Raw genomic sequence first — 24,515 nt, forward strand, 5'->3', positions numbered from 1 at the left:
ACTCTACTTCTCAGGCGTGGCGGCATTGCGAACCACCACGACAAACGGACCAATCTGCTTCGCGTCCCACGTCTCGCGGGGGAACGCCTTCGGGTTAAAGAACAGGCCTTCGTAGCGCACGTTCGGCTCGCTCGGGAAGATGTTGTGGCCGATGTGCGTCTTCCACGCCGTATCCCGGTTCTCGGTGGCGTCCTCGCGCAGGTCATCGCTCATGGTTCCGCGGAAAATGAACGCCTGCGGCGCTGTCCACTTCGTGTCCTGCATGGCTGCGTCGAGCTTCTCGGGGGCGTCGAAGGAGAGCTTCGCCCACTGCGAAAGTGCCTCGTTGCGCAGGTGGAACTCCCCAAGCGGGTTAGCGTAATGGCTGGTGAACGCGTTGAAGCCGTGGTAGGGCTTGAACGCCATGAAGTTGATTTCATCCGTGTACACCACGGTCTCCCCAGGGGTGTAACCGTGGGACTGGATGAACTCGTCGATCTCGCCGTAGTAGCGGCCCGGGTCCGGCGGGAAGCGGTCGGCGCGCTCGCCGAAGCCGTCCGTATCCGAGTACGCCTGGTCAATGTGCGCCTCGTTGAGTGCCGGGATGCGCTGCACGAACGAGAGCGTGCCCGCAGCCACCACGATGATGAGCACCGCGGTGATCACGCGCTGCGTGCGCTCCTTGAAGTGGCCCGGGTAGTAATAATCGACGCCAGCAGTGCGCAAGTCCGCCACCGCGAAGATACCCACGGTGGAAAACAGCAACATCAGCAGCACCTCGATGCGGAAGCCCAGCAGGGACGTGCCCAGCAGCGACGCAAACATCGAGACGATCACCCAGGTGTAGCAGACCACCACCATCACAGCTAACGACGCCACCTCAGGCACATGCAGGCGCCCAACCATGAAGATCAGGCCCAACACCGATAGCACGCCGATGATGGACAGGGAGAAGAACGGCAGCGGGATCACCGTGCCCTGGGCGGGCAGGAAGTGGTTCGCGGTGTGGCGCACGTCGAAACCGCCGAAGGCCGACTCGTACAGGTACGGCGCCCAACCAATCGCCGCGATGCACAGCGCGCCCACCCCGGAAGCCAAAAGGTGCACGACGGGGCCGCGCGCGAACTTGCGGCGGAACCACAACAGCACCGCGATCACCACAACGGTCAGCGCGGCGATCGCAGTAAACAGGGTGTAGAACATGGCGGAAACGCCCAGGTAGAGCGCCAGCACCACCGTGGCTTGCCAGGAGCCCGTCAGTGCCTTGTACGCGGTGACAGCGGCCGCGGGGGCGAAGAGGGCGACGATCGCCGCGTAGGGCTCGTCAGGCGTCTCGGTGAGCACGATGCCCGTCGATACGAGCGCGATCAGCGTGGATACCGGCAGGGAGCCGCACAGCTTCCGCCAAATCGGTACCAGCGCGCACGCCGCGGCAGCCAGGGATACCAGCGCCCACGGCTGGTATACTTCCCAGCCTTCCATGCCCAGCAGGTGCGCGAGGCGCCCGCCGAGCCAGAACCACCCAATCGGGTAGAAGGTAGGCAGGTCCAGGTAGTTCATGTCCTGGTTGGTGGCCACCTCGGTCATCCGGCTCAAGAACTGGGTGCGGAAGCCTTGGTCCACCTGGATGCCGTCCAGCCACAGGCGTGTCGACGCCAGCGGGATCCCCAACGCCGTAATCACCAGACCAGCCGGGGCCAGCCCGCAGACAGCCTGGCAAAGCACGCGCACCGGCCGCGACAGGCGCTTCCGCACCCACGCCCAGCACGCCAACGCCGCGCACAGAATCACAACGAAAGAGCCGCCCGTGGATAGAGCGCGTGTCACCATCGAGGTATTAAACGCAGGCAGCGACGTGGAGTGCAGCACGTACCACACCGCCAACGTCACCACCGCCGCGCTGGCACCGGCCGCAAGCATGCGCAAGACCGCCGACGTCCATGACACAGCGTCAGGCTCGTAGTCGACGGTCTTGAACTCCAGCGTGGGTTGGATGGATGTATCTGTCATGCACTCAGTTTGGCACATCGCAGCGCATCCACCACGTTCCCCGCCGGGAATTAGAAGTTGAGCTTGCGCATAATCGCCGCTGGGATGTGCTGCAGCACCAAGGAAATCGGGCCGAACAGCTTGTGCACAAACACGCTTGGCTCGCCCTTCAACGCAGCCTCAACGGCAGTCTGCGCCACCTCTTCCTTATCGACGGTCAGCGGAGCCTCCTCCAGCCCATCCGTCATCTTGGTACGTACCTGGCCTGGGCGAACCACAGTCACCTTCACGCCGGAGTCACGAAGCGCCTCACCCAACTGGAGGTAGAAGGCATCCATGCCGGACTTCGACGCGCCGTACACAAAGTTGGAGCGACGCACACGCTGGCCCGCAACGGAGCTCATCGCGATGATGGTGCCGTGGCCCTGGCGCTTCATCTCCTGGCCCAATAGGACGCCGACGGACACGAACGCGGTGTAGTTCACCTGCGCCGACTCCACGGCTGCCGCCTGGTCCTGCCACAGCTGCTCCTGGTCACCCAGGGTGCCGAAGGCAACCACGGCGACGTCAACATCGCCACCGGAGAACGCCTGCTTGATCACGTCCGGGTGAGACGCGAAATCGGTCGCGTCGAAGTCCAGGACCTCAACGGAGCCTGCACCTGCGTTGGTGACCTCAGCAACGGCGGCGTCGATACGCGGGGAGTTCTTGCGAGCTGCAAGCGTGACATTCGGGTTGCCTCCGCGGGACACGAACTCGCGCACAATGGCGAGGCCGATGTCCGAGGTGCCACCCACGAGCAGAATGTTTTGCGCTTGGCCTACTGCATTCAACATGTGAAAAATCTCCTTCAGTTCATTCAGCTAGTTCAGCTCGAGGCGGCGGGACATGTCGGAGGCGAAGACGCCGGTCGGGTCGATCTCGCGGCGGGTCTTCAGCCAGCCCTCCAGACCTGGGTACATCTTGTGGAACTTCTCCGCCGACGTACGGGACTCCTTCGCCAGGTAGAGGCGGCCGCCGAACTCCATCACCTGGTCATCCAGGCGGTCCAGGAACTCGTTGAGGCCCGGGCGGATCGGGAAGTCCACGCAGACGTTCCAGCCCTTCATCGGGTAGGACAGCGGCGCGCGGTTGCCCTCGCCGAACAGCTTGAACACGTTCAGCGCCGTGTAGTGGCCGGAGGACTGGATCTGGTAGATGATGTCCTTGAACGGCTCCACAGCGGTGGTCGGCACCACGAACTGGTACTGCAGGAAGCCCGCGCTGCCGTAGCCGCGGTTCCACTCACCAATCAGGTCGAGCGGCTGGTAGAACTGCGTCAGGTTCTTGATGTCGTTCTTGCTCGGGGCGCCCATCATGTAATAGGCCTCGCCGATGGCGGACAGCGTCAGCTTGTTCATGGTCCAGGACGGGAAGATGTCCGGCACCGTCATCAGCTGAGGCGCCTTGAAACGCAGCGGGTCCTTCGCCAGCTTCGGCGCGTACTCCTCCAGCTGCGCCAGCGTCGCCAGCGAGCCACGGGAGATGGTGGAACGGCCCGTCTTCGGCGGCGCGGAGATGGCGTCGAACCATGCGGAGGAGTAGGTGTAGTTGACCTCGGAGCCGTCCGAGTGCAGCGCGATCGTCTCATCCAGGGTGCTGGTGCGCTCCGTGTCAGACAGGAAGTACGCGGTCTCCGTCTTGGTCATCTGGATGCGTGCACGCAAGATGATGCCGGTCAGGCCCATGCCGCCGACCGTCGCCCAGAACAGCGTGCCGTCCGGGTCGTCCGCGCTGCCTTCCGGCTCGAGGTGCAGGACGCGGCCGTCCGCCACCAGCAGCTCCATGGAGACCACGTGGTCGCCGAAGGAACCAGCGGAGTGGTGGTTCTTACCGTGGATGTCCGGACCGATCGCGCCACCGATGGTGACCTGGCGGGTGCCCGGCAGGACCGGAACCCACAGGCCGTACGGCAGGGCCGCCTTCATCAGCTGGTCCAGGTTGACGCCCGAGTCCACGTCGACGATGCCGGTCTCCGGATCAATCGAGTGGATCTTGTTCAGCTCGTTGATGTCGATGACCAGGCCGCCACCGTTCTGTGCCGGGTCGCCGTAGGAGCGGCCCAGACCACGGGCGATGACGCCGCGGCGAGCGTGCTCAGGCAGGCTCTCGTTATCCTGCGCGACCTGTGCGACGGCTTGCTTGATGACCTCCACGTCAGGCGTGGACAGCACATGCGCAGTCGACGGAGCCGTGCGGCCCCAGCCGTAGAGTGACTTAAGATTGGTGTGTAGTTCCATCTCTTTCGCTTCTTCTTGTCGTCGTTGCTTCGCCGAAATGCGAAGACATTCGGTTCGAGTCTAAATGATGTAAGTCGAAAAACCTATAAAAACATCAAACTAAAGGTCCATAAGCTCCCTGATTTCTGCAGGAAGCTCCTCCTGCGACGTAATTTCCGGCTTCCCCGCAGCCTTATGTTCCCGCAGCAGCTCATAGATGCGCCCACGCGACATCGAATCCACAAACGGCAGCTCCTCCGCGAACAGCCTCACCATGTAATCGGACAGCGGCACCTCGACGCGCTGCGCCGCCTCATGAATCTCCTCATGCTTAGTCATGCTTTTCACCCTACTAGTAGCATTGGACACCATGACTGACACGATTCAATCACTTGTCGACGAGCCCACCATCGACTACAACGCCCTCGACGACACCTTCGGCGGCCAGTGCATCCAAGCCGCCTACATCCTCGCCGCCGCCTCCGTCCCCGACTTCACCACGCGCAAAGCGCTGGCCTGGACCCTCCTCGGCGCCGCGAACCTCGCCACCATCGCCGCCTTCAACGCCTTCGACGAGGACCCACGCAACGACCTCACCGCCGTCCTCGAATCCGAACAGGGCGAAGCCGAATCCATCGCCACCACCTGGTTCACCATCGGCGGCATCGCCGTGGCCGCCGTCGGCGCCTTCGCCGCCGGAGTGCAGGCGCAGAAGAAACTGGCAAGCTGGCTGGGCCGGAGGGGCGTCGCAAAGCCCAACGTGGCGATCGGCACCGTCGCAGCCCTCGCGTACCTCGGGGCGAAACAACTGTGAGCGCGATGAAGCAGCAAGCGCTGCCATTCCTCATCATCGGCATTGGCTGCGCCGTCATCGACTTCGGCATCACCAACACCCTCGACCAAGCCCTCGACGTCCAACGCGATCTTGCCAAGGCCGTGGGCTGGGTCTTCGGGACCATCTCCGCCTACGTGCTGAACTCCAAGTTCGCCTTCAACGCCAAAATCGACGCCAAAAAAGCCAGCGCCGTGTTCATCCTCTACGCCACCACCTTCGCGGTGCAGATGTTGCTGTGGAGGGTGACGGACGAGCCGTTGTCGTCGCTAGGCTTGCAAGATTCGTGGAAGAACGCCGTGTCCTTCGTCATCGCCCAAGGCGTTGCCACCGTGACCAACTTCGTCCTCCAAAGCAAAGTCATCTTTAAGGACGCCTAAAGTCCTCCCGCGCCCCCATCCGCAGCAGACGCAGCCACTGCAGGAAGCCCTTCGGATCCTTCCGCTCCACCAGGAAGAACCACCCGAAGCGCACCACTTCCTGCAGCTTCATCTTCTTCATACCCTGCTGATTAATGATGTAGCCGCGATTCCGATACGTGAAATACCTTTTCGACTCATTATCCGGCCACTGCGCATGCGCCCGACCACCCATAATCGGGTGGAACTCGCCCGACCCATCCGGGTGCAAATACTTCGTCGTCAACGCCGTGCCATACCGCAGCCCCGACTGCGACAAACGCCGGTGATACTCCACCTCATCACCCCGAATAAACAGGCGATAATCCGGCACACCAATCCGCTCCATCGCCTCCGCCGAGATCAACGCCCCATTAAATAAGGACGCATAATCCGGCAAGAACGAGCCCTCCAACTCAGCCGTCGTCCGCTTCCACTCCAAGCCCTGACGCAGGGGAAACGCCAACTTCGCCGGATCCCCAATATTCGCCACGACCGGGCTCACCTCATGCAGCCGGTGCTGCTCCGCCACACGATACAGCTCCTCCAACACGCCGTGGTCCGCCGGCCGACCATCATCGTCCGCGCACCAAATCGCGTCCGCCCCCAACGCCAGCGCCGTCAAAAAGCCATACGCGAACCCGCCAGCACCACCCAGATTCGTCTTCGACGGCAAATACACCGCCCGATCCCCAGCCAACTCCTGCAGCAGTTCCTGAACAGCCTGCTCAGCGCCGTTATCCACCACGATCACCCACTGCACCGGGTGCGTCTGGTTCACCACCTGCTCCAGGGAATGTCGCAGCATCTCGACACGCTTATGCGTCACGATCACCGCCGCCGTCGAACCACTACTTTTCAGGTGTGCCGTTCCAGTTCCAGTCATGCCTCATATTGTGCACCATCGGCGGGGCGGGGTGGGGGTTCGCGGGGGTTTTGCGCGGTTTTTCGTTCCGGTAGAGGTGTACAAGGAGTGCGACGCTGGTCGCTGGAAATCGTCCCGGCTGGGTGAAAATGCGCGACCTGCATCGCACGCTTCTAACCTTGGAGGGGAAACGGGACGGCAGGCCGCCAAACGGTCGTTCGAAAACCGGCAAAAACTGCAAAGTGTAGTAGGTGGATTGTAGTAATCCTCGAAAATGATTGCGAAAAGGGGATTACTACAATCCTGTTACTCCCATTTGGGTTTCAGAGGAGCTCTGGCCAGCGAAAACTGGCCGAAACCGGGCCGAACCAGCCCGGCGCCTACTCCGCCTGGAACCGCGTGACCAGGTCGTCGACGTACTGGCCGGCTTCGGGGCCTTCGTAGGCGCCGACGACCTCGGAGACCAGGCCGGCTTTCCTGATTTCGCCCTTGTCCACCCACAGGGCGGTGTTGCACAACTGCGCCAGGAAGTCGTTGGAGTGGGAGGCGAAGACGAGGATGCCGGAGCGCTCGACGAGTTCGGCCAACCGGACGCGGGCTTTGGCCATGAAGGCGGAGTCAACGGCGCCGATGCCTTCGTCAAGGAGCAGGATTTCCGGTTCGATGGAGGTGACCACGCCCAGGGCTAGGCGGACGCGCATGCCGGTGGAGTAGGTGCGTAGTGGCATGGAGAGGTAGTCGCCGAGTTCGGAAAATTCGGCGATTTCGTCCATTTTGGCTTTCATCTGTTTGCGGGTTTGGCCGAGGAAGAGGCCGCGGATGATGATGTTTTCGTAGCCGGAGATTTCGGGGTCCATGCCGACGCCGAGGTCGAAGACGGGGGCGACGCGGCCGCGGACGTCGGCGACGCCGCGGGTTGGTTCGTAGATGCCGGAGAGCAAACGTAGCAACGTGGATTTGCCGGCGCCGTTGTGGCCGACTAGTCCCACGCGGTCGCCTTCGCGCAGGTGGAGGTTGATGTCCTTGAGTGCTTCGACGACCACGGTGTTGGAGGCATTCTTGCCGATTTTGCCACCGGCGGAGGACATGACTGCCTTTTTGAGTGAGCGGGATTTGGCGTCGAAAATTGGGAAGTCGACGCAGGCGTTGTAGGTATCGATGGAAACCATGTGTGACTTCTTCTCCTTAGACCCAGTACGGCACGCGGAAGCGCATTTGGCGCATGGCGAGCAGGGCGAGCAGCAGGCCGATGATGGTGCAGACGCCGACGACGATCCAGTGGTAGCCGGCGAGTTCTTGGCCGATCATGGGGGCGCGCACGATCTCGAGGTAGTGGTAGAGGGGGTTGATTTCGGCGAGCATGGCTCGCTTAGCGACGTCGCCGCCTTGCTCCTTGAGCGTGTGGGTGGTCCAGACGATCGGGGTGACGTAGAACAGCAGCTGCACGAGTGCTTCCAGGAGTGGGGCGACGTCCCTGAATCGGGTGGCGATGATGCCGAAGAGCATGGTCACCCACACGCCGTTGACCACGAGGAGCGCCATCGCCGGGATGGCGAGCAGGACTTGCCAGCCGAGGTGAATGCGGAACGCGATGACCAGGATGACCCAGATGACCAGGTTGTGGGCCAGGAAGAGGAGTTGGCGCCACACGAGGCGGTACACGTGGACCGACAGTGCCGACGGTAGCTGCTTGATCAGGCCTTCGTTTTCGATGAAGACTTCCGCGCCGTCTTTGATGCAGCCGGAGATGAATCCCCAGACGATGAAGCCGACGGTGACGTGTGGGAGGAATTCGCGCACGCTGATTTGGAACAGCATGGAGTAGAGGAGGCCGAGGGCGAGCGCCATCACGCCGGTGGCGATGGTGATCCAGAGCGGTCCGAGGGTGGAGCGTCGGTAGCGCTGTTTGATGTCCTGCCAGCCTAGTTGGAGCCAGAGTTCGTGCTGGCCCCATCCGCGGATGAGGTCGCGGAATGCCAGCTTCAGTGTTTTCGACTGTGATTTCGGAGCGTCGTCGTGGTGTGGCTCGGAGGTCATCCTTGCGACGTCGTTTCGGAGCTGGTTTGTATTGTGCACGGTTCATACCCTAGCTTGCGTGTGCGTTGAGCGGTGTTTTGGCAGCATGCTGCGGGTGGGGTGCGCTGCGGTGTTCGGGCGTGCATAATGATTGGAAGTGTTGCCTGGAGGAGGTCGTGGTGTCGTTGCAGTCGTATGACGTTGCTAGTGTGCGTGGGCTGTACACCTCCCTTTCTGACGGCTGGACCTACATGAATGCGCATGATTGTCCGCAGATTCCGGAGCGGGTGTCGGCGGCGGTTGCGCGTTCGTTCCGTATGTCGACGGCGGTTGCGCGCCCGGAGCCGCGGGTCGGCTCGCATGCTCGCCCGACTGTCGGTGTGCCCGAGGGGCAAAGTTTTCTTTTCGACGCCCGCTCCGCCATCGCCGACCTGTGTAACGTTTCGCCTGAGCGTGTGGTGTTGGGGCCGTCGCTTCCGGTGTTGTATTCGGCGTTGGTGTTGGCGATGCGCCCGCTGTTTCGGCACCGGTCGTCGGTGGTGGTGTGTAATGCGGACCGCCCGGTGTTGACGGACGCGTTGGCGCGCTGCGCGGAGGATGCGCAGCTGCGTTGGGCGCAGACGGATCTAGCGACTGGCGATGTGCCTGCCTGGCAGTTCGGCGAGCTGGTGGACGGTTCGACGCGCCTGGTGGCGGTCCCTGCTGCGCATGAGGTGCTGGGGTCTGTGGTCCGCGTGGCGGACATTGCGGACACGGTGCGGGATCGTTCCCGCGCGTGGGTGCTCGCGGACGTCTCGGCGTACGCGCCGTATTACCTGATGGACTTCGATAGCTTCGGCGCGGATATTTTGGGCATTGACGTCGCGGAGCTCGGCGGGCCGCAGGTGGCGGCGCTGGTGTTCCGGGATGAGGCGATGTTCGGCAGGCTGGATATGTCGGCGTTGCAGCTCGACGTATCGACGGGCCTCGCCGGCGGGGTGTCCGCCATCGTCGATCACTACGCGCGCCTGGTGGAGGAGCCGGGGCGCCGCAAGACCCGCCGCAACCGGTTGGAGTTCTCGATGGGGCTGACGCAGCGCTACATGCGCGGCCTGCGCGACGACCTGCACACCTTCCTGGGCACATTGCCGTCGGTGCACATCGTGGGTGTGTCCGGCGAGGCCGCTGAGGGTTCGCGCATGGAGCACACCCCGCGCCTGGTCTTCGGTGTGCACGGCGTGCCGGCAGAGACGGTGCACCAGCGGCTGTTCGCCAACGGCATCGTATCGACGCCCGCCCCGACCACACCGCTACTGCAGGACATGGGTGTCGCCGAGATGGGCGGCGCGGTCGCCGTCGGGCTGGGTCCCTTCAATACGGAAGTGGACATCGAGCAGCTGATCCGCACCGTGGCCTCCCTGGCCTAAGCGGTTTCGACCTCCAGGACTACCTTGCCGGTGTGCTCGCCGGAGTTGAGGTAGGAGTGGGCGCAGCGGGCGTCGATAAGGGGGAAGGTCCGGGAGATGTTCGGTGTGATGTGGCCTGCTTCAATGAGTGGCCACACGTGCTCCACCGTGCTTGCAACGATCACTGCCTTCATGGGGCGCGGGCGGGCGCGCAGCGTGGTCGCGTGGACGGATTGGCGGCGCGTGAGCATACGGCCCAGGCTCAGCGTGCCCTTCGGCCCGCCTTGTAGCCCAATGACGACGAGCCTGCCGTCCACCGCCAGCGACTTGATGTTGGCCTCCAGATAGGAGCCACCGATGACGTCCAGGATGATGTCCGCCCAGCCCGCGAGCTCCTCCTCGAAGCGCTGCTCCTTGTAATTGATGAGCCTGTCCGCGCCGAGCTGCCTGCAGTACTCGAGCTTCTCGGCGCTGCCCGCCGTCACGGCGACTTCGCAGCCCATGGCTTTGCACAGCTGGATCGCGAAGGAGCCGATGCCGCCCGCCCCGCCGTGGATGAGCACCTTGTCCCCGGACTGCAACCCGGCGACCATCCCCAGGTTCGACCACACCGTGGCGGCCGCCTCCACAACGCCGGCGGTCTCCGTGAGAGTGAGGTTGGTCGGCTTCGGCGTGAGCTGGCCCTCCGGCACCGCCACGTACTCGGCGTAGCCGCCGCCCGCCAGCAGGCAGCCGACTTCCTCGCCCGGCTGGCGGCCGGTCGTGCCCGGATCGGCGATGGTGCCCGCGCACTCCAACCCCATAATTTCCGACTCGCCCTTCGGCGGCGGGTACATCCCCTTCGCCTGCATCAAGTCCCCGCGATTCACACCCGCGGCGTGCACTTTCACCAGCACCTCACCCTCCTTCAGCTCCGGGAGGGGAACGGTTGTCAGCTCGAGTGCCTGCGGATCCGAGGTATCAGTCTGGACGATGGCCTGCATAGTCTTCGTGTTCTGTGTGTTCTGTGTGCTCATACCGGGCCAGCGTACTGAATTTTCGCGTTCAGCAAGGGGGTGCTGTAGAATCACGCAACATTGGAGACGTGGCAGAGCGGCCGAATGCACTGGTCTTGAAAACCAGCGAGGGTCACACCTCCAGGGGTTCAAATCCCCTCGTCTCCGCAAGTGAAGGCCCCTTACCGGTTGGTGAGGGGCCTTCGTTTTGTTCCCCGTTCGTGGTGTGTGTACTATGGGCGAAGGTCTGGAGACGTGCCAGAGCGGCCGAATGGGGCTCCCTGCTAAGGAGTTGCCCTCTTTGCGGAGGGCCGCAGGTTCAAATCCTGTCGTCTCCGCCACGCGCCCGTGGCTCAACGGATAGAGCATCTGACTACGGATCAGAAGGTTGGGGGTTCGAATCCCTCCGGGCGCACTAGATCAAACCCCAGTCCACTGTGCGGGCTGGGGTTGTTGCTTTCCTGCTAGTTGTGCAGTGCCAAAGCACGCACCCATTATTGCCTAGCCCTTTGGTGACCTGCTCATATGCCCGGGCGGATTTTTCGAATTGCGTCCCTTGGCACTCAATCGGCTGGGGGACACCAAATTCCCTCCCAGCCCATCAGCGAACTGGGAAAACGCCGAGCGCCTTCGCGCGAATTGGCGAATCTGGTGCGCGCGCATATGCGGGCCGGTAGCGTCGTGCGTACACACACGCACCGAAAGGAATCGCACTATGCAACTGATGACACTTCGCCAACCCGGCGGAACCACGACCGCCGCGCGCCGCACCGGGGAAACGACCGCAGTCAAGCTCGGCTTTCAAGATGTCGGCGAGCTCCTCGCCCAAGAAAACTGGCAGGACCTTGCCGCGGCAGACGGGGAGCAGGTCACCTTCCAGGACAAGGATCTCGCGCCAGTTGTGCCTCGCCCGGGCAAGGTCATTTGTGTCGGCCTGAACTACGCGAACCACATCAAGGAAATGGGTCGTGAGCTGCCGAAAGTCCCGACGCTGTTCATTAAGTTTGCTGACGCCCTCACCGGCCCCTACGACGATGTGAACGTTCCCGAATGGGCCAGGGGAGCCCTGGATTGGGAGGGGGAGTTGGCGGTTGTGATTGGGAAGAGGGCGCGTCGAGTAGTAGAGGCGGACGCGGCTGATTACATCGCGGGCTACGCGGTGGCCAATGATTACACGATGCGCGACTACCAGTACTCCACCCTGCAGTGGCACCAGGGCAAGTCCCTGGAGAAGTCCGCGGGATTCGGGCCGTGGCTGACCACTCGCGACGAGTGGGCGGGTGCGGGGCAGCTCACGACGCGCCTCAACGGCGAGGTGGTGCAGAACGATTCGACGTCTGACCTGGTGTTTACACCGGAGTTTCTGATTGAGTACATTTCGCACATTTACCCGCTGAACCCCGGCGACACCATCTTGACTGGTACGCCGGGCGGGGTTGGGCATGCGCGCGACCCGAAGCGTTATGTGGGCGACGGGGACGTCGTCACGATTGAGATTGAGGGGTTGGGGCGCATCTCGAACCGCACTGTGTTCGAGTAGCGCCCGGCGCCCTTACTTCGCTGGGGTGGTGGGGACGACTGGCGCGGTGGTGGTCACTGAGCCGGTCGGCTGCTGGCCCTGGTTGCCGGAGCTGCCGACGGTGATGTCGATGTCCTTGACGTTCGGGATGCAGCTGCGCAGGCCGGCGATCGCCAGCAGGGTCACCACGACGCCGACCAGGCCGCCGCCGACCGCAGTCAGCGTGTTTGCGTCGACGTTGAGGGAGCGGGCGGTGTCGCGGAGTGCGCGGTTAACCGAGTTCTTATCGACGCCCGCAATCTGGATACCGAGCTGGTTCGACAGCGCAACCGGGATTGCGGCCAGCAGTGGAAGGCCGAGGCCGACCAGGGTTGCGATGCAGCGTGGGTCGGAAATGCCGCCCTCTGCGCCGACGCGCGCGTTCAGGTTCGAGGAGCCGCCGTTGCCCTGGCCCTGGCCTTCGTCGCCTTGGCCGCCGCGCTTGGAGGAGCCGCCGCCGGAGCTGAGCGGGATGCCCTGCACGTTCGGGTTCGCGTTATCGGAGACCTTGATGTCTGGGTTGCCGTTGTTGTTGCCGTTGTCCGAAACGTTGACGGTCGGGTTCGCGTTATCGGAGACCTTGATGTCTGGGTTGCCGTTGTTGTTGGCGTTATCCGAAACGTTCACGGTTGGGTTCGCGTTGTTGGTGACCACGACGTTTGGGTTGCCATTATTCGACGCGTTATCAGAGACGTTGACGGTCGGGTTTGCGTTGTTAGTGACCACGACGGACGCCTTGGCGTTATCCGAGATCTTGATGTCCGGGTTGCCGTTGTTGGACGCGTTGTTGTTCGCGTTATCGGTGATGTTGACGGTCGGGTTCGCGTTGTTGGTCACAACAACGTTTGGGTTGCCGTTGTTGTTGCCGTTGTCGGAAATGTTCACGGTCGGGTTGGCGTTGCCCGTGATGGTGACGTTGCCGTTGTCGTGGACCTTGGCGTTATCCGTGACAACGACGCTGACCTGCGGGTTACCGTTGTTGGAACCGTTGTCGGAGATGTTGACGGTCGGGTTGGCGTTGCCGGTGACGGTGACATGGCCGTTGTTGTTGCCGTTGTTTTCGATGCGGATCGCGCCGTCTTCAACCTTGACGATGCCCTCGAGCGCGCCCTTCAGGCTGCCGAGCAGCCCGCCGCCCGAGCCGCCCTTGCCGTCCTCGCCAGAGCCGCCGGAGCCACCGCCGCCGAGGAGGCCGCCGAGCAAGTTACCGATAGCGCCGCCGATGCCACCGGTGCCGCCGCCGATCAGGCCACCCAGGATTGGGCCGAGAACGCCGCCGACACCCTTCGCGATTTCCCCACCAGTGGTCTGCGGGTTGGTGGCGTTGATGCGGATGGTGCGCTCGACGGTGGAGGTGCCGTCGCTAATTTTGACTGGCAGGTCGAACACGCCCGGGGTGAAGGTGGCAGGTGCGTTGACCTGCACTTCGCCGTTGAGGTTGGTGAAGGACCAGAGCGGGTACTTCGCGCCGCTGCGCTCAATCGTGACGTTCTCCGGCAGGGTCAGGCCCGGGACCGGCTTCACGCGCTGCTTTTCGAAGTCGACTGAGTAGATCTTGCTGAAGTCCGGCAGGTCGCCTTCCCACTTGGCGGGAGGCATGGTGTCGGTGAGTTTGACCTTCAGGGTGCCGGAGTACGGTTCGCCTTCCTTCGGCGTGATGGTGACCGGAATATCCGCGCTACCAGCCTTGATGGCGTTGTTGAAGGTGATCTTGTTCCACGGCTTCCCGATGGTGACGTTGCCCTCCGCATCGACGGTCACTGGCCAGCGCGTGGTGCTGTCCCAGTAGGTCGACGCGATCTTGTCGCCGGGCTCGAGCTTGGCGTCCGGCACAGGCACTGTTTCTTTGTTCCAGAAGTTCTCGGCCTCGTAGGTCTTGTCGAAGTCAAACTTCGGCGCCTCAGGGGCTGGGGCTTCCTCGCTTGTCGACGGCCCCTCCGACTCTGCTGGTGCCTCCGACTCGGCCGGTGCTTCAGACTCGGCCGGTGCCTCCGGTTCGGAGGACGCAGACGGCGCCTCGGACTCAGCCGTGGTGGTTTCCGGCGTGGTGGTCTCCTCCGCTGGCTTCTCGTCCTTGACGGTGATTTTCAGCGTGGCTTCGTACGGCTCGCCGGAGGCCGGGGTGACCTTGATCGGGATTTCAGCGCTGCCGGCCTTCACTGCGTTGCTGAAGGTGAGCTTGTTCCACGGCTTGCCGATGGTCAGGTTGCCCTCCGCATCAACGGTCACCGGCCAGCGCGTGGTTTTGTCCCAGTAGGTCGAATCGATCTTGTCGCCGGGGTTTAGGGCGAGGTCTTTGAGCTCGACCGTTTTAGCGTCCCAGAAGTTGACCTCTTCGGGCGTGTCGAAGTCGGATGCCTGCGTCGCCACTGTCTGGGCGTGGGCTGCGGGGAGGTCGGACGTCGAGACGCTGACGAATGGGGCGACCAGCGCGATCGAAAGCGCACCGGCGGCGATAGAGATGCGCTTTGTGCGCGTGCTGTATGCCATAAACTTGTCCTTTGCTCAAGAGCGGAAACGCTGCACTGGACCTGCAGCACAGGTATGTCACAGATTGATATCGTTTCTGTCCAGTAAAACTTAACATTCTCACCCCCGCCCAAGGCGAGGAACGTAAAGGGATAGGCAAAACATGCAGGTAGTTCGCTGAACAAAAAGGTGCGCTATTCCACCTCCGGGGGTAGGTGCGGCTACGCTTGCAATGCTTGACTTGGCCAATCGCGGTGAGGTGAAAGGATGTGGAGATGAAGATCAATGACCCCGAGCAGCTCTACGAGCTCGAGCGGCGGCTGGAGGACCACGATCCAGAGATCGAGGGGCTGTCGGAGCTCCAGGATCAGCTGAAGCACGTCCGCCTCAAGGACATTATCGCGATGATTGAGCGCACCGATGTCACAAACGGTGCGAAGATTCTGCGCCTGCTGTCGCCGGAGCGCTCTGCGGTCGTCTTCGACGTGCTGGACCCGGCGCACCAGGCAGACATGGTCACCGCACTTGGCGACGAAGCCGTCGTCGGCTTCTTCGACGCCCTTGGCGCCGAGGACCGCGTGGCCCTCCTCGACGAGCTCCCTCCCGAGGTCGCCGCCCGCCTTATGCACGAGCTCGACGAGGACGACCAGCGCGTCACCAACGTCGTCCTCGGCTACGAGAAGGGCACCGTCGGCCGCACCATGTCGCCGGAGGTGCCGCTGGTCACGCCAGAGATGACGGTCAAGGAGGTCGTCGATAATCTCCGCGAGAACGTCGACAGTCTGGAGACGATCTACACCGTCCCCGTCACGGATGCGCACCGCACGCTCGTAGGCATCGTTTCTTTACGACGCCTCTTCCAATCCCACGCCAACCAACCCGTTTCCGAGGTCATGCGGGAAGCGCAGTACGCTTACGCCTCCGACGAGGCAGAGGACACCGCGCGCTGGTTCCTGTCGTCGAACTTGCTGGCCTTGCCGGTCGTCGATAATGAGCACCACCTGGTGGGCATATTCACATACGACGAGGCTCACGACATCGTCGAGGAAGCAGACAGCGAGGACACCGCCCGCCTGGGTGCGTCCGAGTCCCTGAAGCGCCCGTACCTCTCAACGCCCGTGCAAGCCCTGGTCAAGAGCCGTATCGTCTGGTTGCTGGTGCTTGCGGTCTCCGCGATCCTGACGGTGCAGGTGCTCGGTATCTTCGAGGACACGCTTGAGAAGGCCGTCGTGTTGTCCTTATTTATCCCGCTGCTGACGGGTACCGGCGGTAATACCGGCAACCAGGCTGCCACCACCGTGACTCGCGCGCTCGCGCTCAATGACGTCCGTAACCGCGACGTGGCTAAGGTGGCGTGGCGCGAAATGCGGGTGGGGATGCTGCTCGGTGCCGTGCTTGGCACGTTGGGGTTTGTACTGGCAGGGCTGGTGTTCGGGCAGTCGGTGGGCATTGTCATTGGGTTGACGCTGCTGCTGGTCTGCACGATGGCCGCAACCGTGGGCGGTGTGATGCCAATCATCGCTAAGACCATTGGCGCCGACCCAGCCGTGTTCTCTAACCCGTTTATCTCTACGTTCTGTGACGCCACCGGTCTGATTATCTACTTCTTTATTGCGAAGGCGGTTCTGGGCATCTAACAGGCGTTTTGCTGCACTCGCAGTTTCGGTGTAGAGTCTCTTTCGTTGCTTACAAGGCAGCAAAACACCGCGCCCGTGGCTCAACGGATAGAGCATCTGACTACGGATCAGAAGGTTGGGGGTTCGAATCCCTCCGGGCGCACCAAATAAAACCCCAGTCCACCGCGTGTGGGCTGGGGTTTCTGCTTTATTCTTTGAGGCGGTGCCAAAAGACGCACCCCTTGAAATCTAGGCCTTTGCTGACCTGTGTGTATATTGGTCACGTTTTCTCGAATTGCGTCTCTTGGCACTCATTCCCTCATCGGCAATCAGCGAAATGTGGAAACAAAGGGGGACCCCGCTGCTCTCAGCTTTTTGCAAGGTTTGCCCGGTGTGTGTTGGGGGTGCCTCATTGATTTGGACTAAGGGCGCAGGTCGGAGGGGGCGTCGATAATTGAAGCGGTGCGAAGAGGGGATTTGCGATTCTTGCGCTGCGTATATGTAGCTCTTAGCTTGAGTTGACGGTGGTAAACGACGTATATTTGTACAGATTACTTAGGAGAAGTCTGTGCGCTCGCTCCTAGGCTTCGAATTTCTCTCAATAACTTACGAATCAGGAGACCACAATGACCGGAAACGGTAAGTCCGGACGCGGGCTGTTTTCCAGCATTCGCAAAGCGGCCATAGCTACGGCGACCGCTTTTTCTTTAGCTATCGGTGGGATGGCCGTCCCGGCTGTGAGCGACCACGTCGCCGAGGTGGCGCTGCCGTCGGCGGAGGCGGCGGATTCACTGAGCAACCTGAAATCGCAGCAAGTCAGGATAGGCAATAAGATCGCGTGGCGTTTCTATGCTCCTGATGGGTATTACTTCAATATCCCCGTTTCGGGAAAATTCCGGATTTACCCAACCCTTATCGATAAAAAGCCAATCGTGCCTGTAGGTAAGGTACGTGTCCGGATTATGCAGGGAAATACGGTTAAGAGGGACTTGGGCGAGTTTGATTTCCCGATGACCTCCAATGGCGATGCATTCGAACTGGATCTTTCATCGAAGTGCTCGGATGCTTCGCCGTGCAATATTCGTTTTGGCGAAGAGCGTCTCGATATTCTGTCTGTTCAAGATGTGAATTCGATTACGAACTTCCGTTTTGGCCAGGCCTCTGCACCACGGTTCGAGCATGAACCAGTCGCGCCTCAAGCGCCCAAGCCTGGCTGGGTCGGGGGTTATGTACAGGTGCCGAACGGCTACTCAGCCTCCGAAGTTGACCTGAAGATTGATGGCAAGAAGGTTAATGTTGGGCGTGATGGTTGGTTCACGAGCGAGAAGTTGAAAGCTGGGACGTACAGCTGGGAAGCTCGCCTGAACGATAAGACTTCAACGTCACGCGGCAGCGTTACAATCAGTGCTGACCAGCAGTCCTACCTCAATATCAAACTTGAGGAGCGCAAGGGGACCGTTTTGGTCCATATGCACGATCGCCATGGCTACCCGCTGTGGAACACGGGAGGTAGCCTGCAGATCAAGCGTACCGACCTTGGCCCGAGTAACGGAGCTTCAATTGGTCATGGGAATTGGTCGTCGAATGAACTAACCGGAAGCTACGGCGACTACCAAATTTGGTACGGCGGATCGGATGAGTACTTCCCTACATCAGTACAGTCGTTCAATATTCCGGGGAACAATCCGAGTGAAATTAGGTTCTACCTGCAGCGTAAGGAGGTCAACGGCAAGGTTTACCTGCCGACTGGTTACTCGTTCAATGCTGCGCAGGGGCTTACCCTCACAGTGTTTGATCAAAACAAACGCGAGGTCCGGAAGGTGTCCCTCCTGGACTCTGGGGATTACAAGATTCAAGGTCTGGACAATGGAAGTTACCGCTTCCAGCTCTCTGGTGACTACATCAATACCGTTTCACGAACGGTGAATATTAGTAACCGTACGATCGACGGAGTTGACTTCCGACCAACGTTGAAAGAGGCCCGCGCGAAGGTAGAGATCCAGGTCCCAAGCAACGAGAACTTTGATGGCGGAAAGATTCGCCTGAAATACAATAACCGGACTTGGGGTGACTACCCATACAAGAATCAAGCAGGATACGACCTTGGTGTTGTCAACCCAGGTGAGGTATCCGTCCAGCTGATCGACCGGAACGGAAAGGTCGTAGGCAGCGGTTATGAGTTCGTGCTTCCAGGCGAAACTAAGATTGTGCGCGCCACAGTGTCCAAGACGCTGGCTTCCTACCAGGGCGTGGTGCTTGACCAGTTCGATAAGCCAATTTCTGGTGCCACGGTCTCTGTAAACGGCAAGAGCGTGAAGACGGACGGTCGCGGCCAGTTCGTTGTTGCAGGTGTGAAGCCCACTGCGACAGTTCAGGTCAAGGTCGATGCAATTGATAACTACACCTACGAACTGAATACGTCAGTGCCTGTCAATAAGACTGAAGGCGGCAAAACCTACGACCTTCCTGACCCGCTGAAGCCGAACTTTATGACGAAGGAACTTCTTCTCCAGTTCCTCGGCGGCGAAGACGGCGTTGCGGGCGTGACGTGGGAAGTCACTCCGAGCCCGAACCATAAGAAGGCAAACGGGGCTGAAGGACGTAAGGGCGTCACTGATAAGAACGGCTTTGTCCAGCAAGTGCTGTTCCCAGGCACCTACGATCTCAAGCTGACTTCTCCGAAGGGCGACCTGGGCGACAAGTACACGTTCGAGAATGCTCCTCGAACCGTCACGATTGATCCCAAGGATGGCATGCAAGTCCAGGAGATCACGCTGAAGAAGAACCCAGGCGAGATCAACGGCCGCGTCATCTACGACGATGGCAAGCCAGTGGTGAATGCCGAAGTTCGAGTTGGCAATGAGACAGTTCGTACGAACTGGAACGGCTACTACACCTTTAACAGGGTCGCGGCTGGTACTGACTCGGTAACCGTTGCTGCCGCAGGTGACGGCACCTACGCAGAGGCCTCGAAGAAGTTCTCCGCGCTCAAGGCTGCGGAGAGGAAGACCGTCGAAGACATCAAGGTCGAGCGGGCAACCTCCCGCATCGAAGGCACCGTCCGCATCGACGGGAAGCCAGCTTCGGGTGGCGTCTCGGTGGACGCAAAGGGCCAGAACGGCGCGTACTTCGACTTCGGTGGCGTTGACTCGAACGGTAAGTTCTCCTTTGCAAATACCGGTTCCGCGAAGCTGCTGCCAGGTAAGTACGAGGTCACGGTCCGAAAGTCGGATGATGGTCGCTTCGACGAGACGACCAAGTCTGTCACTGTCAAGCCTGGAGAGGCCGCAAAGGTTGAGTTCGACCTCAAGGAAAATCGCGCTCCAATTGTCGCGACCGTCTTTAATGAGGCCGGTGAGCTAGTCAGTGGCGCAAAGCTGACTCTCAAGGGCGTTGACACTACCTGGACCGAAGGCGAGCGTGGCGTGTACACCTCGGGCAACTTGCCTGCTGGTGAGTACATCGTCCAGGTTGAGGCAAACGACATTCATGGTTCCACACACGGCAAGGTCACAGTGAGGTGGGCTGAAGGTGGCCGCGCTAACTACACTGTCGACCGTAACCCGGGCACCGTCATAATTAACGTCACTGACGATGCAGGGCAGCCAGTAAACGGTGTGAAGGTGTGGCTTAAGGGCACGCAGTCTGACACTTACAAGACGCAAATCAACAAGGACTTGACCACCGCAAACGGCAAGGTCGCTTTCGATAAGGTTCCAGTCGGTACCTACAAGGTCACCATTGAAGACTCTGCAGCATACGACGAGGCCCAGGGTATTGAGCTCAAGGTCGATGCAGCGGGCAACGTCGTTCGCGATGTGAAGCTGCGTCGTAAAGATGCATCCATGACGGTCCACGTCATGGATGAGAAGAGCCGTGCTATCTCGTCACCAGTCATCAAGCTGATTGATGAAAACGGTGCAGAGACCAAGGGCACCGGTGACGCGAACGGCAAGGTCGAGTTCAACGAGCTGCGCCCAGGCACTTACACGATTGAGGTTGAGCCGACGGATCGCCACAAGGGTGGATCGAAGTCCGGCGTCAGCATCAAACCTGGCAGCACGGCAGCTGATAACAAGGAATTCGTCAGGGTGACCAACGAGTCCGCGACGGTGATCGGTACCGTCGTCGACGAAAACAAGCAGCCAGTTGCTGGCGCCACCGTCAAGGTGACGAACGAAGGCACGCAAGAAGTCACGACTGACAAGGACGGCAAGTTCGTCGTCGAGGGCCTCAGCGAAGGCAACGCAACTTTTGAGGTCCCGAAGACTAGCGAGTACACCGGTAACAACCTCACCGTGAACGGTCTGCTGCCAGGTGATCAGAAAGAGATCACCATCGAGGTCACCCGAGACCTTAAGCGCCTCAACGGCTCCGTGCTTGACGACGGCGGCAATGCCATCGAAGGCGTCGAAGCACAGTTGATCCAGAACGGTGAGGTAGTAAAGACCCAGCCCACCGATAAGTCCGGTAGCTTTGCATTCGACAAGATGGAGCCGGGTACCTACACGGTGAAGGTCGAGGAGACTGACACCCACCTCGCTGGTGAGAGCGAAAGCTTCGAGGTCGTGCTTGGCCAGGGTACGGATCCTGTCCAGGTCTCCTTGCAGCGCAAGCCAGGCAGCATGAAGGGCAAGGTCGAATTCTCGAACAACAAGGTTGTCGACGGCGCCGAGATCCGACTGGTACCGGAGTCCGGCGATCCAATCGATCTGGAATTCAACAACGAAGGCAACATTGCCGTGCCAGAGCTGCCAGCAGGTACGTACGATGTTGAGGTCAAGTCCCCGGACAACTACAAGCGCGTAAGCGTTCCGCCACTGACGGTCTACCCAGGCAAGGAAGCTGACTTGGGCGTGATTACGTTCACCGCCGAGATCGGCGACGTTGCAGGCACTGTCCGTGACGAGAACGGCGAGCCTGTTGGCAAGGTCAAGATCAAGCTGCAGCGCGCAGGCCAGCAGCCGATCGAATCTGAATCTGCCGAAGACGGCACGTTCTCCTTCACCAAGGTCCCGGTGGGCGATTACACGGTTGACGTTGTGCAGCCGGAGAAGTTCAAGTCGGTTCGCGGTCTGACCGCCACGGTGAAGCCTGCCGAGGAAACGCCTCTTGACATCACCCTTGAGACGAAGCCGACGAAGGGCACCATCAAGGGCAACATTGAGGACGAAGCCGGTGAACCGGTTGCGAACGTTGGTATCTCGCTTGAGCCAACCTCCGGCAAGGGCAACACCATCGACGTCAAGGTCGCCGAAGACGGCACATTTGACGACGCCACCATCCCAGCAGGCTCCTACAGCCTCAAGGTGACCCAGCCTGTTGGCTACGAACCGGTGGACAACATCCCGGTCAAGGTCGACGCGGGTAAGGAGCGTGTCGTCCCGACCATCACGCTGAAGAAGAGCGAGGTGGAGGCCGAAACCGGTAACTTCATCGGTGGTGTCTACGACAAGGCGACGAATGCTCCGCTGCCGCAGACCGGCCTGGTCCTTGTAGGCGACGCTGGACGCTACCCGGTGGCTATTAACGCTGACGGTTCGTTCCGCCGCAACGGCATCCCAACCGGTAACTACCAGTTGAAGATCGCGCAGCCGGAGGGCTACCTCGAGCGTGCGGACATCACCGTTGTCATCGAGACGGGCCTGGACAACTATGCCCAGGACATCAAACTGGAGAGGATCCCAGTTGAGAACACCCCGACCACGGGTACCCTGCAGGGCAACGTGCTCGGCGTGAGCGAGGGCAAGCCAGTCGAGCAGATTGCTGGCGCGAAGGTGAACATCCTCCGCCTCGGTGGCGGATCTACGCAGGTCACCACGAACGATTCCGGTATCTTCACCGCTTCCGGTCTCGAGCCGGGCGAGTACGTCGTCCAGGTGGAGGCACCAGAGGGCTTCAATACGCCGCGTTACGAGCGTGTCGTTGTTGAGGCTGGCAAGACGAACGACGACTTGCGGGTCTACCTCGAGCGCAAGCCGACGCCGAACCCGAAGCCAGGTGCAGCACCAGGCACGATCAGCGGCTGGCTCCTTGATGACGGCAACTACCCAATCAAGGGCGGCACGGTTCGCATCAAGGGCACCGCAAAGAATAAGGACGGCAGCCCACGCCTTGACGAGGACGGCAAGCCTATCGAGACACTTCCAGCGGTGAAGATTGGCAAGGACGGCTACTTCACCACGGATCGCCTTGAGCCAGGTGAGTACACCATTGAGCTCGACGTCCCAGATGGCTGGCCAAAGCCGAAGGGCTGGCCGAAGAAGGTCACTGTCACTGAGGACAAGGCGATCGAGCTTGGCCTTGTCAGCATCAAGGCACCGCGAAGCAACGTCGAAGGTGTTGTTGACGACGGCTCCGGCAAACCAGTCGAGGGCGTCATCGTGACCGCGACCGACCCGCGTGGTCAGACCAGCGCGGTCGCGACCGACAAGGACGGCAAGTTCGTCTTTGACAAGGCGCTGCCGGGTACCTCCACCATCGAGGTGTTCACCCCGCAGGGTATCCAGAACGTCGACCCAATGTACGTTCCGGTCAAGCCTGGTCAGGACGTTGCAATCCCGGGCGTCCACCTGACGGAGAAGCAGCTCAAGCTGAGCAAGCGTGTCCGCGGGTACGATGCCGACGATATGGACAGCGCCCCGATCCTCCCTGAGGACTGGGACCTGATCTACGGCTTCGTGATCACCAACGAGACCGACGAGATCATCAAGAACATCACCCTGGATGACCCATTCCTGGGAGATGCCAAGATCACCTGGCCTGAGGGCTGGGAGAAGCCAGAGAATCGCACCTTGGAGCCAGGCGAGCACGTGTTTGCCTCCGCGAAGATTCCGCCGCAGAAGGACATGTCCGTTGTGAACAACATCGCGACGGCCCGCGGTACGGGCAGCAAGGGGCAGATGGTGGCGTCGACACCTGATAACGCAGTGGCAAGAATTGGTTCTGCCTCCGTGGAGAAGAAGGTCAACGCACGGTTCGGTGTGGATAAGAACAAGCCAGTGTCCCTCGATGTGGATGAAGACATGTACTTCACCTACGAGATCATGAACCGTGGCGCCGCACCGATGTACAACGTCACCCTGACCGACGAGGTCTGTGAGTGGAAGGAAGGCACGAGCGAAGACGATTCCAACGACTGCAAGCCGATGGAAATCGACCTGCCGAGCGACTGGAACCGCACCCTGCTGCCAGGCGAGCGCGTCTTCCTCACCGCTGCGCTACCGCCGCTGAAGCCAGGCACCCGTCACCACAACAAGGCGCTGGTGAAGGCCGACCTTGACCAGCCGCGTCGTAGCCCGGGTATTGAGGAAGAGAAGGGCATCTACGAGGAGGACCCACCGTCAATCCTGACGGTTACCCCGAACAAGAACTCGTGGGGTAACGCACACGTGATTGTGTCTGAGGGCAAGACCCCGAAGGGCTACATCGATGGTGTGCTCAGCGGCCTGCCGGCTGGCCTGCTCACGGAGGCGAAGGTTGAGCTCATCTCGGAGGACAACAAGACCTCCCTGAGCGCAACCGTCGACGGTAACGGAAAGTTTGCCTACGGCAACGTCACGCCAGGCAAGTACAAGCTGCGCGTGACCAACCCGTCCGAGGACGTCATGAAGATCGCTGGCGAGTACGGCATCCCGTCCGAGAAGGCAGCCAAGGGTGGGAAGATCACCACCAAGCTGTTCGAGGTCGAAGCAGAACAGCCGACGGACCTCAGCATCCAGCTGGTGAAGGCGGAAGTTCCGAAGGAAGGCAGCTCCCTTGGACGCTGCATTACCGAGACCTCGTCTGCATCGAACCCAGCGATGTACCTCATACCGCTCGGCCTGCTGGTCGGCGCGATGGCGGGCAGCCTGGTCATCTACGAGGACCAGTTCAACGCCGTGGTCAAGCAGTTCAACCAGGCGATGCCGCAGCTCGCAATCGAGCGTCCGGCGTGGATGAACCAGATCAGCCGACAGCTAGAGCAGCTGCACCCAGCAGCCGGCCCGGCAGTTCTGGCCTTGATCCTGGTCGCCATCGGTGCGATTGGGGTGGGCCTGGCCTACGCAGCCTGCAAGTCTGGTGCCGACGGCTCCAGCAAGGGAGAAAGCTCCAGCAAGAAAGAGCAGACCCCTAGTGAGGAAAAGGTCTCCTAGCCCAAAGCGCTAAGGACGAG

15 protein-coding genes and 4 tRNA genes are annotated in these 24,515 nt (G+C 61.0%); 10 read left to right on the forward strand and 9 right to left on the reverse strand.

The features are described from left to right. Positions 1 to 3 precede the first annotated feature (3 nt). From KBP54_RS00550 to KBP54_RS00565, 4 genes are all read right to left on the reverse strand, one after another. Positions 4 to 1,989, reverse strand: a complete 1,986-nt coding sequence (locus KBP54_RS00550) for a galactan 5-O-arabinofuranosyltransferase (protein ID WP_256005946.1) — start codon at positions 1,987 to 1,989, stop codon at positions 4 to 6. A gap of 50 nt (positions 1,990 to 2,039) precedes the next feature. Continuing rightward, entirely contained in the window at positions 2,040 to 2,804 is a 765-nt protein-coding gene (locus KBP54_RS00555) for a decaprenylphospho-beta-D-erythro-pentofuranosid-2-ulose 2-reductase (RefSeq protein ID WP_070477236.1), read from the reverse strand. A gap of 27 nt (positions 2,805 to 2,831) precedes the next feature. Further along, on the reverse strand, positions 2,832 to 4,247 hold the full coding sequence (locus KBP54_RS00560) for a decaprenylphosphoryl-beta-D-ribose oxidase (RefSeq protein WP_070477238.1): 1,416 nt from the start codon (positions 4,245 to 4,247) through the stop codon (positions 2,832 to 2,834). A 99-nt stretch (positions 4,248 to 4,346) separates the two neighbouring features. Further along, the gene (locus KBP54_RS00565; RefSeq protein ID WP_070363299.1) at positions 4,347 to 4,565 is read right to left on the reverse strand and encodes a hypothetical protein; all 219 of its coding nucleotides are present in this window, start codon (positions 4,563 to 4,565) and stop codon (positions 4,347 to 4,349) included. Between the two features lie 31 nt (positions 4,566 to 4,596). Here KBP54_RS00565 and KBP54_RS00570 point away from each other — a divergent pair, with 31 nt between their 5' ends. Together KBP54_RS00570 and KBP54_RS00575 are read left to right on the forward strand one after the other, a co-directional pair. After that, positions 4,597 to 5,040, forward strand: coding sequence for a hypothetical protein (locus KBP54_RS00570; protein ID WP_256005948.1), 444 nt, complete (start codon positions 4,597 to 4,599; stop codon positions 5,038 to 5,040). 5 nt (positions 5,041 to 5,045) lie between these two features. Continuing rightward, complete coding sequence (locus tag KBP54_RS00575; RefSeq protein ID WP_256005949.1) at positions 5,046 to 5,438, forward strand: GtrA family protein; 393 nt, start codon at positions 5,046 to 5,048, stop codon at positions 5,436 to 5,438. On the opposite strand, the gene glfT1 is transcribed toward KBP54_RS00575, so the two are convergent. The 3 genes from glfT1 to wzm form a co-directional block, all read right to left on the reverse strand. After that, complete coding sequence (glfT1, locus tag KBP54_RS00580) at positions 5,425 to 6,342, reverse strand: galactofuranosyltransferase GlfT1 (protein WP_070363297.1); 918 nt, start codon at positions 6,340 to 6,342, stop codon at positions 5,425 to 5,427. The genes KBP54_RS00575 and glfT1 overlap by 14 nt on opposite strands. 359 nt (positions 6,343 to 6,701) lie before the next feature. Further along, the gene (wzt, locus tag KBP54_RS00585; protein WP_070363296.1) at positions 6,702 to 7,490 is read right to left on the reverse strand and encodes a galactan export ABC transporter ATP-binding subunit Wzt/RfbE; all 789 of its coding nucleotides are present in this window, start codon (positions 7,488 to 7,490) and stop codon (positions 6,702 to 6,704) included. Between the two features lie 16 nt (positions 7,491 to 7,506). Beyond that, positions 7,507 to 8,358, reverse strand: a complete 852-nt coding sequence (gene wzm, locus KBP54_RS00590) for a galactan export ABC transporter permease subunit Wzm/RfbD (protein WP_472924504.1) — start codon at positions 8,356 to 8,358, stop codon at positions 7,507 to 7,509. Positions 8,359 to 8,477: 119 nt separating this feature from the next. Between wzm and KBP54_RS00595 the strand changes: the two genes are divergently transcribed. After that, positions 8,478 to 9,743: an aminotransferase class V-fold PLP-dependent enzyme gene (locus KBP54_RS00595; RefSeq protein ID WP_240492758.1), complete on the forward strand. Its 1,266-nt coding sequence runs from the start codon at positions 8,478 to 8,480 to the stop codon at positions 9,741 to 9,743. Here the strand turns inward: KBP54_RS00595 and KBP54_RS00600 are convergent. After that, complete coding sequence (locus KBP54_RS00600) at positions 9,740 to 10,738, reverse strand: NAD(P)H-quinone oxidoreductase (protein WP_256005953.1); 999 nt, start codon at positions 10,736 to 10,738, stop codon at positions 9,740 to 9,742. The two genes, KBP54_RS00595 and KBP54_RS00600, sit on opposite strands and share 4 nt — an antisense overlap. Positions 10,739 to 10,800: 62 nt before the next feature. Between KBP54_RS00600 and KBP54_RS00605 the strand changes: the two genes are divergently transcribed. The 4 genes from KBP54_RS00605 (at position 10,801) to KBP54_RS00620 (ending at position 12,257) form a co-directional block, all read left to right on the forward strand. Continuing rightward, positions 10,801 to 10,885, forward strand: a tRNA-Ser gene (locus KBP54_RS00605). 81 nt (positions 10,886 to 10,966) lie between these two features. After that, positions 10,967 to 11,058: transfer RNA gene (locus KBP54_RS00610), tRNA-Ser, on the forward strand. A 1-nt stretch (position 11,059) separates the two neighbouring features. Further along, a tRNA-Arg gene (locus tag KBP54_RS00615) sits at positions 11,060 to 11,132 on the forward strand. 300 nt (positions 11,133 to 11,432) lie between these two features. After that, a complete protein-coding gene (locus KBP54_RS00620; RefSeq protein WP_256005954.1) occupies positions 11,433 to 12,257 on the forward strand; it encodes a fumarylacetoacetate hydrolase family protein in 825 nt (274 codons plus the stop codon). 12 nt (positions 12,258 to 12,269) lie between these two features. Here the strand turns inward: KBP54_RS00620 and KBP54_RS00625 are convergent, their stop codons facing one another. Next, positions 12,270 to 14,765 carry a hypothetical protein gene (locus KBP54_RS00625; RefSeq protein ID WP_256005956.1) on the reverse strand — a complete coding sequence of 832 codons (2,496 nt, stop codon included), beginning with the start codon at positions 14,763 to 14,765 and terminating at the stop codon, positions 12,270 to 12,272. A gap of 254 nt (positions 14,766 to 15,019) precedes the next feature. Between KBP54_RS00625 and mgtE the strand changes: the two genes are divergently transcribed. The 3 genes from mgtE to KBP54_RS00640 all read left to right on the forward strand — a co-directional run bounded on the left by mgtE (position 15,020) and on the right by KBP54_RS00640 (position 24,495). Beyond that, complete coding sequence (gene mgtE / locus KBP54_RS00630) at positions 15,020 to 16,381, forward strand: magnesium transporter (protein WP_256005957.1); 1,362 nt, start codon at positions 15,020 to 15,022, stop codon at positions 16,379 to 16,381. Positions 16,382 to 16,450: 69 nt separating this feature from the next. Beyond that, positions 16,451 to 16,526 (forward strand) — tRNA-Arg (locus KBP54_RS00635). 460 nt (positions 16,527 to 16,986) lie between these two features. After that, positions 16,987 to 24,495 carry a carboxypeptidase regulatory-like domain-containing protein gene (locus tag KBP54_RS00640; protein WP_256005959.1) on the forward strand — a complete coding sequence of 2,503 codons (7,509 nt, stop codon included), beginning with the start codon at positions 16,987 to 16,989 and terminating at the stop codon, positions 24,493 to 24,495. Positions 24,496 to 24,515: the final 20 nt, after the last annotated feature.

The organism is Corynebacterium pseudogenitalium (assembly GCF_024453815.1).
Classification (GTDB): domain Bacteria; phylum Actinomycetota; class Actinomycetes; order Mycobacteriales; family Mycobacteriaceae; genus Corynebacterium; species Corynebacterium pseudogenitalium.

Coding starts and splice junctions, on each gene's coding strand:
- mgtE (WP_256005957.1), top strand. CDS start 15,020: ATGAAGATCAATGACCCCGAGCAGCTCTACGAGCTCGAGCGGCGGCTG.
- KBP54_RS00620 (WP_256005954.1), top strand. CDS start 11,433: ATGCAACTGATGACACTTCGCCAACCCGGCGGAACCACGACCGCCGCG.
- glfT1 (WP_070363297.1), bottom strand. CDS start 6,342: ATGACTGGAACTGGAACGGCACACCTGAAAAGTAGTGGTTCGACGGCG.
- KBP54_RS00640 (WP_256005959.1), top strand. CDS start 16,987: ATGACCGGAAACGGTAAGTCCGGACGCGGGCTGTTTTCCAGCATTCGC.
- KBP54_RS00625 (WP_256005956.1), bottom strand. CDS start 14,765: ATGGCATACAGCACGCGCACAAAGCGCATCTCTATCGCCGCCGGTGCG.
- KBP54_RS00570 (WP_256005948.1), top strand. CDS start 4,597: ATGACTGACACGATTCAATCACTTGTCGACGAGCCCACCATCGACTAC.
- KBP54_RS00600 (WP_256005953.1), bottom strand. CDS start 10,738: ATGAGCACACAGAACACACAGAACACGAAGACTATGCAGGCCATCGTC.
- KBP54_RS00555 (WP_070477236.1), bottom strand. CDS start 2,804: ATGTTGAATGCAGTAGGCCAAGCGCAAAACATTCTGCTCGTGGGTGGC.
- KBP54_RS00550 (WP_256005946.1), bottom strand. CDS start 1,989: ATGACAGATACATCCATCCAACCCACGCTGGAGTTCAAGACCGTCGAC.
- KBP54_RS00560 (WP_070477238.1), bottom strand. CDS start 4,247: ATGGAACTACACACCAATCTTAAGTCACTCTACGGCTGGGGCCGCACG.
- wzt (WP_070363296.1), bottom strand. CDS start 7,490: ATGGTTTCCATCGATACCTACAACGCCTGCGTCGACTTCCCAATTTTC.
- KBP54_RS00565 (WP_070363299.1), bottom strand. CDS start 4,565: ATGACTAAGCATGAGGAGATTCATGAGGCGGCGCAGCGCGTCGAGGTG.
- KBP54_RS00575 (WP_256005949.1), top strand. CDS start 5,046: ATGAAGCAGCAAGCGCTGCCATTCCTCATCATCGGCATTGGCTGCGCC.
- wzm (WP_472924504.1), bottom strand. CDS start 8,358: ATGACCTCCGAGCCACACCACGACGACGCTCCGAAATCACAGTCGAAA.